The following is a 14,344-nucleotide window of genomic DNA, read 5'->3' as shown; positions in this document are numbered from 1 at the left end:
CGATCATACGAGCCGGGTGTTCGCCAGCCGCTGGGCCACCTCCTCGATGTCCGTGAGCAGTCCGGGCGGTTCCTGGTCCAGGTCGAGGGCGTGCTGATGGATGACGATGCCTGCGTGGCGCACCTGGTGGGCCGTGTGCGGGCCATTGCCCTTCGCGTACACCAGGTGCCCTTCGCGCAGGTCGAGAGCCGTGCAGTACGCCAGCATCTGGTACAGGTCGGCGTCGGGATAACCGCCCGGTCGCTCGGCCTTGTACTTGGCGTCCGCCACCGCGCACGGGGTGCCGTCCGGCCCGTACAGTACGAAGTCCGGCTTCATGCGGATCGCGGCTGCTTTGTCGAGATAGTGAGAGTCCTGGAGCCGGGCGGTGTGGCCGCTGGAAGCCCGCCCCCGGCCTTGGAAGGTCTCCCGTAGGGCGATTGTCACGAAGTCCTCGAAGAGCTTGTTCATGTCGAAGAGGAAGCCGTTGATGCGCAGATCGCCGGGGCAGTGCTCGGCGGAGGCGCCTTCCAGGACGACACGGGAGAGACACAGGGCGTGGTGGTAGCGCGAGTTGAGGCGTGTGGGACGCCAGTCGGGGAGCGGCTGACCGCGCACGATCGCAGTGACGTCGGTCAGGCGGGCGCGCTGGTGCAGCAGCCTGCGGCGTACGTCGTGAGGTATGCCGGGCAGGCTCAGGAGACGTTCGACGGCCGCGCGGAGGATGCGGTTCTCCGCGATGTCGGTGGTGAACTCGTCGTATGCCACTTCGACCGGCAGCATCGCCCCAAAGCGCCGCCGTATCTGTTCGGCCTCCCTGACCCGGCCGCGGACGACGAGCGCGCATTCCTCAGCCACCCGGTACCCCTGCAACAGGCCCTGCCGCAGGGCTTGGTCCACCTGCCGTTCCACGGCGTGGGCGAGCGCGGGCACCAGATCACGGTGCTCGGCGACCTCGACCAGGCCGTCCCGCCAACTCCTGCTCGGATCGAGGCTGTAGCCGAGCAGGAAGAAGAGCCGGACGATGGGCACCTTGGGTCTGATGCGTACGGTGACCGGGTCGCCGCCGCCCGGTGCGGTGACGGCCACCGCCCCGACCTTGCTGCCGGCCCGCAGCGACCATTGCCCGGGCGTGTACGGGTCGGGCACCGCGTCCACGATGCCGGCAGCGGCGAGGGCACGGCCCACAGCATCCGGCAGGAGGAGAGAGCTCGCCGGCGCGTGCTCGACCAGTCCGACGGACCGCAGGGGTTCTGCTGCGGACGTCACCCCAGCGACTCCCGCAGAGCGGCCAGCCCGTACCGCTTCTCGATGTCCACGCCTTCCCCGTAGTGATGCTCCTCCATCAGGGGCAGGATCTTCGTCCGCCAGGTCCGCTCCAGGCCGCCCTCCCGGTACACGCCCTTCGTCATCAGGTACGAGGGCCCAATACGGAAGTCGGGATCATCGATACGGGAGTTCAGTGCCTCGAGCAGGTCGGCGGGCTCCGCGCCCTTGCCCTCCTTGGCCAGCCATCGGCGCAGCAGACCACGTGTCGGCTCAGTACGTGGCGACAGTTCGACGAAGGCGAAGCGGCGGCGCATCGCCGCGTCCACGAGGGCGATGGACCGGTCGGCGGTGTTCATCGTGCCGATGACGAACAGATTCGGCGGCAGCGCGAAGTCGTCGCCGGAGTAGGTCAGCCGAACCGATTTGTTGCGGTACTCCAGCAGGAAGTACAGCTCGCCGAAGACCTTCGCCAGGTTGGCCCGGTTGATCTCGTCGATGATCAGGAAGTGCGGGATGTGCCGGTTTCCCTCGCGCGAGGCGAGGTCGGCGAGTTCGCGCAGCGGGCCCGCGGTGATCCGGAAGGCGACCTCCCTGGTCTGCGGGTCCTCCTGGGGCCGGAAGCCCTCGAAGAAGTCCTCGTAGGCGTACGACGGATGGAACTGCACGAGCTTGACCTGCTCGGGTCCGCCGCCGAGGAACTCGGCGAGTTTCATTGCCAGGTACGTCTTGCCAGTGCCCGGAGGCCCATAGAGAACCAGTTGGCGTTCGTCGGCCAGTAGATCGCGTACTTCGCGCAGCCACGCTGTGTCGTGCACAAGGAGTTCGGCCGCCAGTTCATCCGTCGGGCCGGGCAGTTCTGGTTCACGGCGGGCGGTGATCGCCGGGATCTCCACGCTCGGGTCCCGGTCTATGGCCTGGGCCTCCCGAGCGAGGTCCTCGTCGCTCCGCCCGAGTCCCTCGACGAGTGCCAGCACAGAGGTCAGGTCGACGACGTCGTGTTGCACGGACAGCTTCTGCTGGAGCGCCTCCGGCAGCTCGTCGTAGGGGATACCGGCGGACCGCCACTCGGCCCTCCGTCGCACATTCGACAGCCCTCCCTCGGAATCGACCTGCTCCGCGTCTCCCGTGATCGTGCCGATGTACAGCTGCCCGTCCGAGATGGTGCAGACGGTGTCGCCCTGCCGCATCTGGGTCAGGAAGTAGTGCAGTTCGTCGGCCATCACCTGCTTCTGGCTGTACGAGGTGGTGGCGTCGTATCCCTCTTGCACGTACCGCCGCAGGACGCTCTTGGTCGGCGCGTCCCGGTCCACCTGAGGCAGGTGCGTGGCCGCGAGGGTCACCCAGCCCTCGGTCACCCAAAGTCGCTTGACCAGATCGCGCCCGGACACGTTCGAACCCCGCACCAGCCACGCCTTGTTCGGGGTGCGCCACGAGGCGCCGAGGTAGTCGACGAGGGGGAAGCCCTCTTCCGTGCGCCATTCCGAGAGGCCGTCGGAGCTACGCCCGGTCACCACCGATGCGGCTGCGGAAGGGGAGTTGCATTCGATGTCCCGGGTCGTCTCCCAATATCCCGGCCACCGGTCCGACGCCGTCCCGAGACCACCGTCCGCCAGAAGCCGTTCGCGCTGCGCCGACGGATGAGGCCCGATGCCGGGCATTGTCTCCGCACGCACGGGTGAGCCGGCGAGGACGAGGAACTTCAGGCTTCCGTTCATCCCTTTCTCGGGCAGGACCCGGCCCCGGGCCCGCGGTCCTCCATTGGGCAGGCGCAGCAGGAACTCCGGGTATCCCGTGTCGCTCCCGGCCCGCACCGCCTCGGGGCGGGCCTCGTCTCGCTCGTTCACTTCCACTCCTCGCCCCGGCGCCCGACAGCGCACAGCCCTCCGGATCCACTACGCGCGACCCTACCCGCGGGGTACGACGGCCGGTGATCCCCGCGGTCGATGCCTCAGGTCATGGTGTTGGTCAGATGTGGGCCCATGTAACCGACGAATATCCCGTGGTCGGCGCAGGCCCCGTCGTAATAGTGGAGACGCGGCGCGACGGTGTTGCCTCCGCCGATCCGCAGGTGGGCACCCATGAACAGCTTGCCGTCCGGATGCACGTGGCGGGGAACGGGGAACGTGCGCGCGCGGCTCCATTCGCCGTTCGCCTTCACGGACTTCGATTCGTCCCTGACGACCTTGCGTGGCGAGATGACGTGCGCTCCCTCGGGCGCGTCCGCACACCACTGCTTGAAGTCGCTGCTCGCCTTGCCGCTCGCGACAGCTTCTGCGAAGTCCTGGAGGGCAAGCAGGGCGTCCCAGGCCATCCGGACCCACGACGAGCCGTAGGCCTGGTCGTCGAGTTCCAGGGTGTACTTGCGCCGGCCGCTGAAGTGGAGGCGTCGCATGTCGTCGATCCGGTCCAGGATCTCGCGGAAGGATGTGGGAGCGTTCACCGAGGGGGCCACCGTCGCGTACGCCTGCTCGGCGGCGCCCAGTCTCAGAAGTTCTCTCTGCAGGCCCCGTATCTGCGCCTTCGCACGGTGGAGTTCCTTGTACTGCTCGTCGTAGTCGACAACGACCTGGGCCTCGTTGTTCTCGGCCTGACGTAGCTCCCGCTTGAGGTCGCGGATCTCGTCGGCTCTGACGCGCTGTTCGCTTGCCGCCTCTTCGAGGATCTCGTGCAGGGCGTCGTTCTCGTCGCGCAGCCGTTCCTGTTCGGAGCCGCCCACTCCGTCCCTGGCCCGTGTGCGCATGAGTGGCACGGAATCCAGGGCGTCGGGCAACGGCAGTCGGGTGGCGAGTCCCTGAGGAAGTTGATTCAGGATGCGGGCGGCCACGTGAGGGTTCTCGGTGATCAGCCGTTTCGACATCACACGGTGCCGCTGGCCGTCGGCGGGCCAGGCCGGGTCGACGCCGGAGAGGTAAGTGCGGATCCCTCCGTTGTACACGCGGTGGTGTTCCAAGGCCCGGTTGAAGACCGACTCGGCTCCTGGAGTGAGCACGTAGAGGATCGCCAAGCCGACCAGGGGCCGTAAGAGAGGATCGACCGTCCCTTCGAGCCAGGCGTCGAACTCGACGTCGTACGGTGTGCTCGCCATCACGACGGGGAGGCGTCGGTCGGCGTCGCACAGTTCGTCGATGACCGCCTCGACATCCTCCGCCTCGACGACTTGGGGCATGGCCGTCACGTCAGCCAGTCCGTCGTGTGCGTCGAGCGCTTCCAGCAGGTGTCTCGCGAGCCGGGGTGTCTTGGCGGGCACGGGGGCCGCCTCGGCGTCGTCGGGGAGGTGCTCGACGTCGAGCTGTACCCAGGTCGGCCCGTCGGCGATCTGCCGTGTTACGACGGTGGTCTGCCAGGTGCCGCCCGGCGCGGTTTCTCGGAGCCGCCATCGTCCGTAGGTGCCGGTGGCAGCCGTCACGGAGTCGTGGTCGAGGGTGACTCCCCGTGCTATCTCGTTGCGGCCTTCAGCGAATGCGTCGACGTTGTAGCGCTTGGGTGGTTGGGCCAGCCAATGGCGCAGTTGCTCGTCGACGAGTGCACCGGTCTGCACGTAATCGGTCCGGCTGGTGACCACCATGCGGTAGCGGCGGGCGTCCATCGTGTTGCTCCTCACGTGTACGAGGCAAAGGCGGCGTGGTTCAGGCGGTGGCGGTGGCCAGGAGGGGGAGCAGTTCACTCACGTCCTGATGCCAGGCACGTACCTCGGCGGGGGTAGGAGGCAGGTCGTACGTGTGGTAGTGACAGGCGGCGCTGAGACCTGACCAGACGGTGTACCACTGGCGAGCGACGGAGGGACTGACGTACCACTGCAGGCAGAGCATGCGGGTGCGTCCGTTGCGGGTCATACGAGGGCTGACCGACCGCCAGAAGGCGTCGAGGGTTTCGTCGAGTGCCAGGCGGAGCAGGGTGGCTGCGGCGCGCGCCCGGACACCGGGGGAGAGCGCGGTGTCCTCCGAGGGATTGAGCAGCATGTCCGCAGCCGCCAGGAGTGCGTGCGTGGGGAGAACCGGGGTGGAGGGCGCGGGAGCGGTCACCGGGCCAGCACCTCCTTCGCGAGCCGCTTCGTACGGTCGACCAAGGCCAGGCGATCACCGATTGGCGTGGCCGGCGCCTGGTGCGATGCCTGGTTCAGCCCATGGATCAACTCCCTGGCCCACCGTCCGTGGTCGCGGGCGACGGCGTCCAGTACTTCGCTCCGCTCCTTGCCCTGCATGCCCATCGCGAGGGCCGCGAGGCCGGTGAGGGGGCCCGGCCGGGTGACCCGCTCCTGGATGGCGCGCTGACCGATGCCGGCTTCGCGCAGAGCACGTCGCGCGGTGTCCTGGTAGGCGGCCTCCAGCGCCAGGCGGCACATCGAGGGGAGCACGCGATCGGCAACTTCCGGCGGCAGGTGCGGATCGAGGGCGATGGCCCGTGCCTCCGCCAGGGCCTGGCTCACGGGGTCGCTGACGGCGGAGACGTGGACGACCGAGTCGGTCTGCCGGGACACCCGCATGACCGTCGCCCTCAGACCGAGGCGCTGGATGGCCTCCTCGAGCCGGGTGTCGTGCGTGAAGACCACGACCTGCCGGTGCCGCGCGTACAGGTCGAGAACCTTGGCGAGGCCGTCGACCTTCTCCGGGTCCATGGACTGCACTGGGTCGTCGATGACCAGGAAACCGAAAGGGCTGTCCTGATGGGTGGCCCGCGGGATGAAGAGAGAGAGGGCGAGGGAATGCAGTTCGCCCTGGCTCATGACGCCGAAGGCCGGCGCGTCGGCATCGTCCACGGAGACGGGAAGACTGACCTGGCGCTGCGGACCCACACCGGTGAGCCCGATCGCACCCAGCAAGACACTACTGCGCTCGGACAACAGTCGCCAGATCTGCCCCGACTGGTCGGCGAACGGCTTGAACCGGGCTTCCCGCAACTCGTCGGTGAGCGCCCGCATCCACGCGCGTACCGTCTTGACCTGCTTGAGGGCGGGCTTGGCCGTCTGCGCGGCCTCCGCCTGTGCCAACCATGCGGCCAGACGTCCGGCCACGGGCTGCCAGCGGCCGTCCTGCGCTGTGACGCGTCGGCGGGCGTCCTCGCGGATCTGATCACAGGCATCACCGAGGACTGCCTCGGCGCGTTCCGCGCGGTCGGCCAGCTCGCGCGGGTCACGAACCGCGCGGCAGGCGACCAGATCCCGCCAGAGCGCGGCCAGGGAGGGCTCGTCGGCCTGGAGCCAGGCCGGGGCCGGACGCATCAGATCGTGCACCTCCCGCACCGCGTTCACGAGCTCGCGGTGTGCTGCCTCGGCCTCGGCGGCCTCCGTCTGGAGCCTTTCGACCTGCGCGCGCGTCCGTTCCGCCCAGGAGCGGTCCAAGAGGTCCGTGCTGCCGCATACGGGGCAGTCGGAGACAGCGGCACGGCGGCGGTGTTCCAGCGCGGCGTCGAGCAGTTTGATCAACTGCCGGGCATCCTCGGCGGATCCGCGGCGCGCGTCGTCGGCTGTGGCTGCCGCCGAGCGCAGCCGGGTCACGGCCTTCGCGACCAAGGGCTGGTCCGCGCGCTCGAGATCGGCCAGCCGACGCAGTCGGGCGAGGTGCGCCTCGTCGGCGGCGCCGTGGCCCCGCAACAGGGCCCGGACAGTGTCCAGGTCGGGGCTCCTGCCGGAGAGAGCCGTGATCGCTTCCTTGGCGCGCGGGTCGTCCACCTCCGACAACTCCTGGATCACCGTTGCGGTGAGGGCCTTAGCGGCGTTCTCGGTGTCGGTCAGGGTCTTGGCCCGAGCCCGCGCCGCCGCGTCGGTATCACTGAGCAGTTCGAGGCCGAGGATCCGGGAGATCTCGTCGTGCAAGGTGGTCAGCGGCCCGTTGATCACCGCTCCGAGCTGGGTGTACGGGAGAAACGGCCGGTAGAGCGACAGCTGCTCGGAGTCGATAACTTCGTGCGCGGCTTCACCGGTGGCCTGTCCGGCTTCCTCCACGACGGTGCGGGACTCCTCGAGCCCTTCGCCGTACCAGATCCGGCGTACGGTCACGGGCTCCTTGGCGCCCTCGCCGTCACTGCCGGCGTCAAAGCCCAGCTCCACCGCGACTTCGGGGGCGGAGTGCTCGTGGAGGTTGCGCCAGCCCTTCTTCCATACCTGAGTGCGCCCCTGCCAGCGGAAGTTGTCGCCGGTCAAAGCCATTTCCGCGGCCTCGGCGAAGCTCGACTTGCCGGACCCGTTGCGGCCCGCCACCAGCGTCAGACCGGGGCCGGGATTCAGCCGGACAGTGGCGGTGGGTCCGATTCCGCGCCAGCCGGAGGCCGAGATGGACCGCATGTACACGGTCCCGGGACGACGACCTCTCCGGGGCGGAGCGGGAGGCAGCAGATCGCGCAGCAGAGCTTGCTCATCGGCGGAGAGCCCTGATCCGGGCAATCGGGAGAGGAGAAGGTCACGGAGGCTGGTGTCGCTCATGGCTCGGATCCCTTGGGGCTCTGGGTGGCTGCGGCGGGCGTGCCCAAGGCGAGGCGAGGGGACGGTGGGCCGTTGTCAATTCGAGCATGGCGCAAGCGTGTTAGCGACGTCAACGCACTTCTGTGAATTCACTACGATCAGATGCGTGTACATGTGTTCGGGTGCCTGGCTCGTAACGGAGATGCGCTGGGCCGCCCGAGCCACCGAGCCGACCGCCCCGCAGGCACCTTCCCCCCACGGCTGCTGTCGCCAATCGGGCAGCGTGCGGTGGTCAGCGCAGTACTGAGCCGATCCATGCCGTCGCCTGCTCGGGCGTGCAGCGGGTGTCGACACCAAGGACGAGGATGCTGCCCAACCCGCCTTTGGGGCTCCGCACCCGGAGGGTCCGCCGCGTGTGACTGCCCGGCTGGGGATGGACGATGACGGCCGTCGGGGCGTCGGCGGACGCGTAGCCGCTGCTGTAGGTGAGGAGCTGGTGGACGTCGGCCGCGCTCACGCCGTGGCGGTCGTAGCGCTTGTACTTGGCGTCCACGGGCAGCAGCGTGCGTTGTGCCGTGTCGTGCCCTGGAAGTCCTGGAAGGCTGAGCAGAAGATCGGGCCGGAAGGTCGAGGCGCTGCCCAGGTCTCCGCGGACTGTGATGCCGAAGCCGCTTCCGCCGGGCACGGCGTGGCCGCCGTGCGGGCCGGCTGCCTCGGTGCCGAGACGGCGGACGACGGCCTCCCAGAGCGCGGGCATGGCGAGCAGGAGACCGTCCGCCGCGGTGCCGTGGTCGGTGAGCAGGTCGGTCACGCCGCCGCCGCGCAGCAGCAGGCGGGCCCAGGTGTGGGCGGGCCGGTAGCGGGCGTTCAGGCGCGTGTAGTGGGTGCGGTCCAGAGCGCGGAGGGCTGCGGTCGGGGTCGGGGCTTGCGGAAACGCGCCGGCAACGCGGTGCAGGGCGGGCGCGAGGTCGGGACTGGCGGTCAGGGCGAGCGCCGCCTTCAGCGCGCTCCCCAGAACGCGGTTGTCCCAGATGTCCGCCTCCCGGTCGAAGGTGCGGACGTGCAGGTGGTCCAGTTGCCCGTAGCGGCGGGTGGCCTGGGCTGTGATGTCCAGGCGTCCCCGGAGCACCGGTTCGACGCTCCGGCGGCGTACGTAGTCCCGGCGCGGCCCCTCCCGCAGCAGCCGCTCGCACTGTTCGAGCAGGGCGGCGGCGACCAGGTCGGCGTAACCGTCGGGGCCGGTGGGCCACCGCCTGGCCGCCGCCGGGACGGGCGTGGCGAGCGCGTAGGCGAGCCAGCTCATGAGCTGCTCTCCCGGAATGGCGAACTTGGGCGCGATGACCACGCGGACACGGTCCAGGACCAGGACTCCGACGGTCGCGTCGGCCTTGAGCCGCCACCCGGTGCGCTCCCCGGTCAGGGTGATGCAGCCGCTTGCCTGGAGGGCGTGCAGGCGGTCGACGTCCCGGGGCGTGAGCTGACCGGGTTCCAGCGGGGCGGACTCGTACTCGCCGAGCTGGACCGGGGTGCGGTCAGGCATCCGGGCCGGGTACGCCGCTGGTGAACTCGGTCGCCAGCGCGCCCGCCAGGTCCTGTGGGGGCATGAGGAGCGGACGCCCCGTGTCGGCGTCGACCAGACCGCCGAGGATACGGTGCAGCAGTTCCGCCCGGCCGAGGCAGTAGTCCTCCAGGAGCGGGATCACCTCGTGGTGGAAAGCCGCGGCGAGGTCCTCCTCGGTGGCGATCGGCTCACCGTCCCGCAGCAGGTAGGCGTGCCCGATCTGGTGGTCGGCGTCGAGGTGACGGGCGATGCGGGTGTTGAGGGACTCGAAGAACGCGGCCAGGTCCAAGGGGCCCACGGTCCCGGAAACCGCGTCCGGGTCCGGCCCCACGGGCAGGAACGCGAAGCGGCGGCGGACCGCGGCGTCCAGGTGGCTGATGCTCCGGTCGGCCGTGTTCATCGTGCCGATGACCCGGACGTTCGGCGGTACGGAGAAGCGCCGCTTGCTGACCGGCAGGGCGACCGGCAGGTTCCGCTTGTCGAGTTCGAGCAGCGTGATCAACTCGCCGAAGATCCGCGGCAGGTCACCGCGGTTGATCTCGTCGACGATCAGCAGGAACGTCTGGTCGGGACGGGCGGCGGCACGGCCGCACAGGGTGTGGAACAGGCCGTCCGTGAGGGCGAGGGTGAGGCCAGGGCCGGTGGCGCTCAGGTCCGGCTTGAAGCCTTCGACGAAGTCCTCGTAGCCGTACGAGGGATGGAAGGTGACCAGGCGGACCCGGTCGCCGTGCAGCATCTCGGCCTGCGCCTGGGCACGTTGGCGGCCGTCGGCGCCGAGCGCGTCCGCGCGGCCGTCCAGGGCGAGGGCGGCCCCGAGCGCGAGCCGGGTCTTGCCCGTACCGGGCGGCCCGTGCAGAATCACCTGCCCCTTGCGCTCCAGGGCGTCCAGCACGACCTGTACGTCGTCGGGCAGCGCGACCGGCGCGCCCGCCTGCGCCTGGCCCGTACCCGAGCCGGTGCCGGGGCCCGCGCTGTCCGCGGTGAACCCGGCGAAGAGCGACGGGTCGACCTTGGCGAAGGTGGACCGCCACCCGTGCTGGGGCTTCGGCAGTTTCCGCGCGTGAGAGAGGTCCCAGGCCACCGGGACGACGTGGTGGAACTCCGGCCGGTCTGGGTCGTAGCGATAGCTCCCGTCGACCCTGCCGGTGGCCAGGACTTCCTCCGTCCCGCGGTTGGCGACGACCCTGTCTCCCGCCTCCAGGTCCCGGAAGGCCAGCAGCCGGCGGGCGAGGGTCAGGCTGCCGCCACTGCTGCGCGGCCAGTGCGCGTCCAGGGCCTGCTTCAGTTCCGTGTCGCTCTGGTACTGACCGAGATCGCCGAGCTCGTCCCACGCGACGCAGATGAACCCGCCGTCCCGGCATTCCTCCCACAGACGGCCGCGCTCGCCGGGGGCGATCTTCCAGATGGTGCGTTGCCGGGGATTGAAGTGCTTGTACAGGAAGCGCATCACCTCTTGTCCCGTCCAGCCCTCGAACTCCTCACGAGACCGCACGAGTTCGCGCAGGTGGCGGTTCGTACGCGCGGCGGGGACGCCGGCCTGCGCCTCACCGCCGAGCAGCGTGACGAACGTCCTCAGATGCTCGGCCGCGTAGATCGGCAGGAAGTGCTGGGGGAAGTAGGTCGCCAGGGATTTCGTCACCAACGTCGGCCCGTACCGCAGCACTTCGAGGTCGTCCAGCGCCTCGAAGTCTCCCGCCCCGACGGCGTCGAAGGCCCGGACGAACTGACCGCGCAGTTCCGCCCAGGCTTCCTGCGGGTCCATGCCGCGCAGGGGAGCGGCCAGCCGCCATTCGCCAGAGTTGTGGTGGTACATGATGTGCTTCGCGGCACTGCCGCCCCTGATGCTGCCCAGATTCGGGGTGAGGAACTCCAGCAGCCGGCAGTACGTCGGCTCAGACCCGGGCGGTGCGGCCTGCCCGAGGGCGTAGCGCTCCAGCGGCAGCTCCGCCCACTCCTCCAACGGAAACTGGGCCAGCACCTGCTTGCGCTCGTCCTCGGCGGCCGACTCGGCGTCCGCCACGGCGCTCCGGTCGAACTCGGCCGCCGACGTGCGCACATCCACCGCGTTAGTCATGGAAGCCATGATGCCGGAGCGTGGGGTGGCGCTCCCGGGCTTTGAAGGCTTTGTGGGGTCTGGGCGGCCCCGCAGGACGATCTTCAGAAAGCGACGGTTTCTTGAAGACCGCAACGCCGCTTTGGCGCTGCGACTGGCGCCGTGATCCGTTGACGGAGCGTAGGTCGACCGGATGCCCTCGCTCAAAGCGTTTGGCCGTACTCAACGGCATTGGCTGCCTCATTGGCCGGAAACCGCCTCCAGCCGCTCACCGTGTTGGTCGATCTCCGCCCATACGGTCTTGCCGGAAGGCGGGCGGGGCTCCGTTCCCCAGCGGTCGGCCAGGGTGTCGACCAGAAGCAGTCCGCGGCCCGACTCGTGGTCCGGTCCCCGCTCAGGGGGGATCGCGGGGCGGTACTCGCCCCGCGTGTCGCTCACCGCGATGCGCAGAGGGCCGGCCGCGTCGTCCAGTGTCAGCGTCAACAGGAAGTCGCGCCCCTGGACGCGGCCGTGCAGCGCCGCGTTCGACGCGAGCTCCGCGACGACGTGTTCGGCTCGCTCGATGACTGCGGGTGACATGTCCCAGGCGGTCAGCCGTTCCACGGCCAGGAGCCGGGCCAGACGGGCGCCGCGGCGAGTGGAGGAGAGCCGCTGCGCGAAGGTGCGTACGGTAGCGCAGGATTGGGGCGTGGAGGTGTGCATGGGGAAACCGTGGCGGGCGTGCGGGGGCACTTACCAGTAGCGCGGCCCGTACGCTGCGTCAGCGTACGGGCACATTCTGTGGACGGTACGGCGATCTTGCCGTCACGCTGGGTGCTGTCGATCGCGGAGAAACCGCAGAGGACGTACGCACCTGGAGGTGGCCGCGTATGAGGGACAGCAGCGACGTGACGGCTTGCGACGTGGAGCGGGAGCCCGACCCTTCCGACAGTCTGCGGACCTTCGGGGCCGTCGTCCAGGCCCTTCGCGAGCATGCCGGGCTCAGCCGGGTGGACTTCGGGGCGCGGGTCAGGTTTTCCAAACACACCGTGGAGTCGGTGGAGTTGGGGCGACGAATGCCCGACGAGTCCTTCGTGGAGCGGGCGGAGGAGGCGCTGGGGAACACGGGGGCGTTGCGGAAGGCGGCCGGGCACCTGACGCGGGGCGAGGCGGGGCTGGCGGCCTGGTTCCGGCGGTGGGCCCGGCTGGAGAAGGTGGCGGTGAGCCTGTGTACGTATGAGTGTCGGCTGGTGCCGGGGTTGTTGCAGTCGGAGGGGTATGCGCGGGCGGTGTTCGAGGGCACGATTCCGGTGATCACGGATGAGGAGCTGGAGACCCTGCTCGCCGTCCGGATGGAGAGGCAGCGGATGCTGTACGAGCGGCTGACCGTGCCGTTCAGCTTCATCGTCGAGGAGCACGTGTTCCGGCGGAAGTTCGGGAACGTGCCGCAGATGCGAGTGATGCTCGACCATGTGCTGGAACACAGCGCACCGCGCAATGTGACGCTTCAGATCGTTCCGTTGGGAGCAGAGTTGCACGCGTGTCTGGATGGGCCCGTGCGGCTTCTGGAAACCCCGGAGGGGCGGCGGTTCGCGTACTCCGAAGGGCAGCAGAACGGGCGGCTGATTGCTGACGTGAAAGAGGTAAGTCTCCTTCAGCAGCGCTATGACACACTGCGCTCGCAGGCCCTGAACCCCAAAGATTCGCGGAGCCTGTTGGAGCTACTGCGAGGAGAGCTATGAGCACGAGGGAACTCACCTGGTTCAAGTCCAGCTACAGCGGGAGCCAGGGTGACGACTGCGTAGAGGTCGCAGTCACTGAACAGGCCATTCACGTACGGGACTCCAAGGACGTGACGTGCCCTCACTTCGCCGTAGGGCGTGAGGAGTGGGCCCGGTTCGTGGGGTTCGCGGCGGGGTCCTGAGCTGTGGTCACGTTCACCGCCGGGACACAGGGTCAGTGGAGGTCGGGTCCGCCCGCCTCGACGATCTCACTGAGCAAACTGATCTTTACGTCGGCATCGTCCGGGACGAGCGGGCCGGCGTCGGGAAACGATCCGGATGCCTCCTCGTCAGCGAGATGCGGGTACTTCTCCAGGAGGAACCGCCGTCGGTATGCCACTTCGGCGGCGTCGACGATCCCTTCCAGAGTGGTCCAGTTGAGGGTGCTTCCGACGACGATCCCGAATGCGGGTACGGCCTTGCCGAGCCCTTTCTTGGTGAGGCGGAAGCCGAACGCCTTCGCGAACTGCTGGGAAACCTTGGTGACAACCGCGTCGCTCAGGACGTCCCACGCCTTGCCGCGGAAGAGTGCTTGGGTGAGCCGGGAGATGTCGGCCATCGCGGCGTTCTTGGCGGTGGCCGAGCTTGCCGTCCCGACGTTGACGACGGACATCACGAAGAGCTTCTCGGCGGGCTCTTCGGGGTCGTAGCCGTAGAACAGCGAGACCTGGCCGACGGCGCGGGACGCGAGTCCGAGGACGACCGCGGTATCGGCGACGAAAGCGCCCGCGATCGCACCTCCCGAAGGCGCTGCGGCGGCACCGGCGGAAGTGGCGATGGCGAGCTGCCCTCCGGAGATCACCAGCCCCGCACCCGCTCCCGAGAGCGCTGCGGCGGCTGGGTAGTGCAGGCTCGCCGCCCGTCCACGGACTGCGTCGACCTGCTCAAGGTCGAGGCGGCGCAGGTCGCGCAGCGATTCGACGTCGTGCCCGCGCTTCTTGTGGAGCGCCACCACGCGCTTGGGGGAGAGGCCTGCGCGCGAGGCGCGGCCCACCGTCTTCCGTAGGGACTGAGCGGCAGTGCCACTCCAGTCCGGGAGGGCGTCGGCGGCTCCGCGCGCCCCCGCGCCGACCTTTTGAGCGCCCTTGGCGACGGCTTCCTGTCCCCGCGAAAGCGCAGACTTCGCCCGTGGGTGGTTCTCCAGTTGCTTCGCGGCACGCTTGCCGAGTTCCGAGACGCCGTTGGCCACTTGCTCGCCGGCGTTTCTCATCGCTCGGGACAGCGGGCGGCCCTTGAACTGCTGGACGGCACGCCATGCGTCGAGCTCATAATCCGAGGGCAGCTGATCGGGCTGCTGCGAGTACTGCGGGTTGCTCATGGTCCCC

The 14,344-nt window shown here is 69.2% G+C and carries 11 protein-coding genes; 2 read left to right on the top strand and 9 right to left on the bottom strand.

The features are described 5' to 3' along the window. Positions 1-3: 3 nt before the first annotated feature. The 8 genes from AS594_RS05285 to AS594_RS05250 form a co-directional block, all read right to left on the bottom strand. On the bottom strand, positions 4-1,248 hold the full coding sequence (locus AS594_RS05285; protein ID WP_079148278.1) for an McrC family protein: 1,245 nt from the start codon (positions 1,246-1,248) through the stop codon (positions 4-6). Next, positions 1,245-3,092: a DUF4357 domain-containing protein gene (locus AS594_RS05280; RefSeq protein WP_240508940.1), complete on the bottom strand. Its 1,848-nt coding sequence runs from the start codon at positions 3,090-3,092 to the stop codon at positions 1,245-1,247. Before AS594_RS05280 ends, AS594_RS05285 begins: the two co-directional genes overlap by 4 nt. 104 nt (positions 3,093-3,196) lie before the next feature. Beyond that, positions 3,197-4,849, bottom strand: coding sequence for a hypothetical protein (locus AS594_RS05275; RefSeq protein ID WP_141747150.1), 1,653 nt, complete (start codon positions 4,847-4,849; stop codon positions 3,197-3,199). A 25-nt stretch (positions 4,850-4,874) separates the two neighbouring features. Beyond that, entirely contained in the window at positions 4,875-5,270 is a 396-nt protein-coding gene (locus AS594_RS05270; RefSeq protein ID WP_069933420.1) for a hypothetical protein, read from the bottom strand. Further along, positions 5,267-7,528 carry an AAA family ATPase gene (locus tag AS594_RS05265; protein WP_240508939.1) on the bottom strand — a complete coding sequence of 754 codons (2,262 nt, stop codon included), beginning with the start codon at positions 7,526-7,528 and terminating at the stop codon, positions 5,267-5,269. The genes AS594_RS05270 and AS594_RS05265 overlap by 4 nt, the downstream gene beginning before the upstream one ends. 409 nt (positions 7,529-7,937) lie before the next feature. After that, a complete protein-coding gene (locus AS594_RS05260; protein WP_069933422.1) occupies positions 7,938-9,185 on the bottom strand; it encodes an McrC family protein in 1,248 nt (415 codons plus the stop codon). Beyond that, the gene (locus tag AS594_RS05255; RefSeq protein ID WP_240508938.1) at positions 9,178-11,289 is read right to left on the bottom strand and encodes an AAA family ATPase; all 2,112 of its coding nucleotides are present in this window, start codon (positions 11,287-11,289) and stop codon (positions 9,178-9,180) included. Before AS594_RS05255 ends, AS594_RS05260 begins: the two co-directional genes overlap by 8 nt. Positions 11,290-11,499: 210 nt before the next feature. Then, complete coding sequence (locus tag AS594_RS05250) at positions 11,500-11,961, bottom strand: ATP-binding protein (protein ID WP_069933424.1); 462 nt, start codon at positions 11,959-11,961, stop codon at positions 11,500-11,502. Between the two features lie 167 nt (positions 11,962-12,128). Here AS594_RS05250 and AS594_RS05245 point away from each other — a divergent pair, with 167 nt between their 5' ends. Both AS594_RS05245 and AS594_RS05240 read left to right on the top strand, forming a co-directional pair. Beyond that, complete coding sequence (locus AS594_RS05245; protein WP_069933425.1) at positions 12,129-12,980, top strand: helix-turn-helix domain-containing protein; 852 nt, start codon at positions 12,129-12,131, stop codon at positions 12,978-12,980. Continuing rightward, on the top strand, positions 12,977-13,162 hold the full coding sequence (locus tag AS594_RS05240) for a DUF397 domain-containing protein (RefSeq protein WP_069933426.1): 186 nt from the start codon (positions 12,977-12,979) through the stop codon (positions 13,160-13,162). Before AS594_RS05245 ends, AS594_RS05240 begins: the two co-directional genes overlap by 4 nt. Before the next feature lie 32 nt (positions 13,163-13,194). On the opposite strand, the gene AS594_RS05235 is transcribed toward AS594_RS05240, so the two are convergent. After that, on the bottom strand, positions 13,195-14,337 hold the full coding sequence (locus tag AS594_RS05235; protein ID WP_069934968.1) for an EcsC family protein: 1,143 nt from the start codon (positions 14,335-14,337) through the stop codon (positions 13,195-13,197). Between the last annotated feature and the right edge of the window lie 7 nt (positions 14,338-14,344).

Origin of the sequence: Streptomyces agglomeratus (assembly GCF_001746415.1) — a bacterium.
GTDB classification, from domain to species: Bacteria; Actinomycetota; Actinomycetes; order Streptomycetales; family Streptomycetaceae; genus Streptomyces; species Streptomyces agglomeratus.
The sequence above is the reverse complement of the archived record's forward strand: the minus strand, read 5'-3'. Positions and strand labels throughout refer to the sequence as shown.

What these genes read in the sequence shown, in the direction of transcription:
- AS594_RS05265 (WP_240508939.1), bottom strand. Translation starts at nt 7,528, where the DNA reads ATGCGGTCCATCTCGGCCTCCGGCTGGCGCGGAATCGGACCCACCGCC.
- AS594_RS05260 (WP_069933422.1), bottom strand. Translation starts at nt 9,185, where the DNA reads ATGCCTGACCGCACCCCGGTCCAGCTCGGCGAGTACGAGTCCGCCCCG.
- AS594_RS05255 (WP_240508938.1), bottom strand. Translation starts at nt 11,289, where the DNA reads ATGGCTTCCATGACTAACGCGGTGGATGTGCGCACGTCGGCGGCCGAG.
- AS594_RS05250 (WP_069933424.1), bottom strand. Translation starts at nt 11,961, where the DNA reads ATGCACACCTCCACGCCCCAATCCTGCGCTACCGTACGCACCTTCGCG.
- AS594_RS05245 (WP_069933425.1), top strand. Translation starts at nt 12,129, where the DNA reads ATGAGGGACAGCAGCGACGTGACGGCTTGCGACGTGGAGCGGGAGCCC.
- AS594_RS05240 (WP_069933426.1), top strand. Translation starts at nt 12,977, where the DNA reads ATGAGCACGAGGGAACTCACCTGGTTCAAGTCCAGCTACAGCGGGAGC.
- AS594_RS05235 (WP_069934968.1), bottom strand. Translation starts at nt 14,337, where the DNA reads ATGAGCAACCCGCAGTACTCGCAGCAGCCCGATCAGCTGCCCTCGGAT.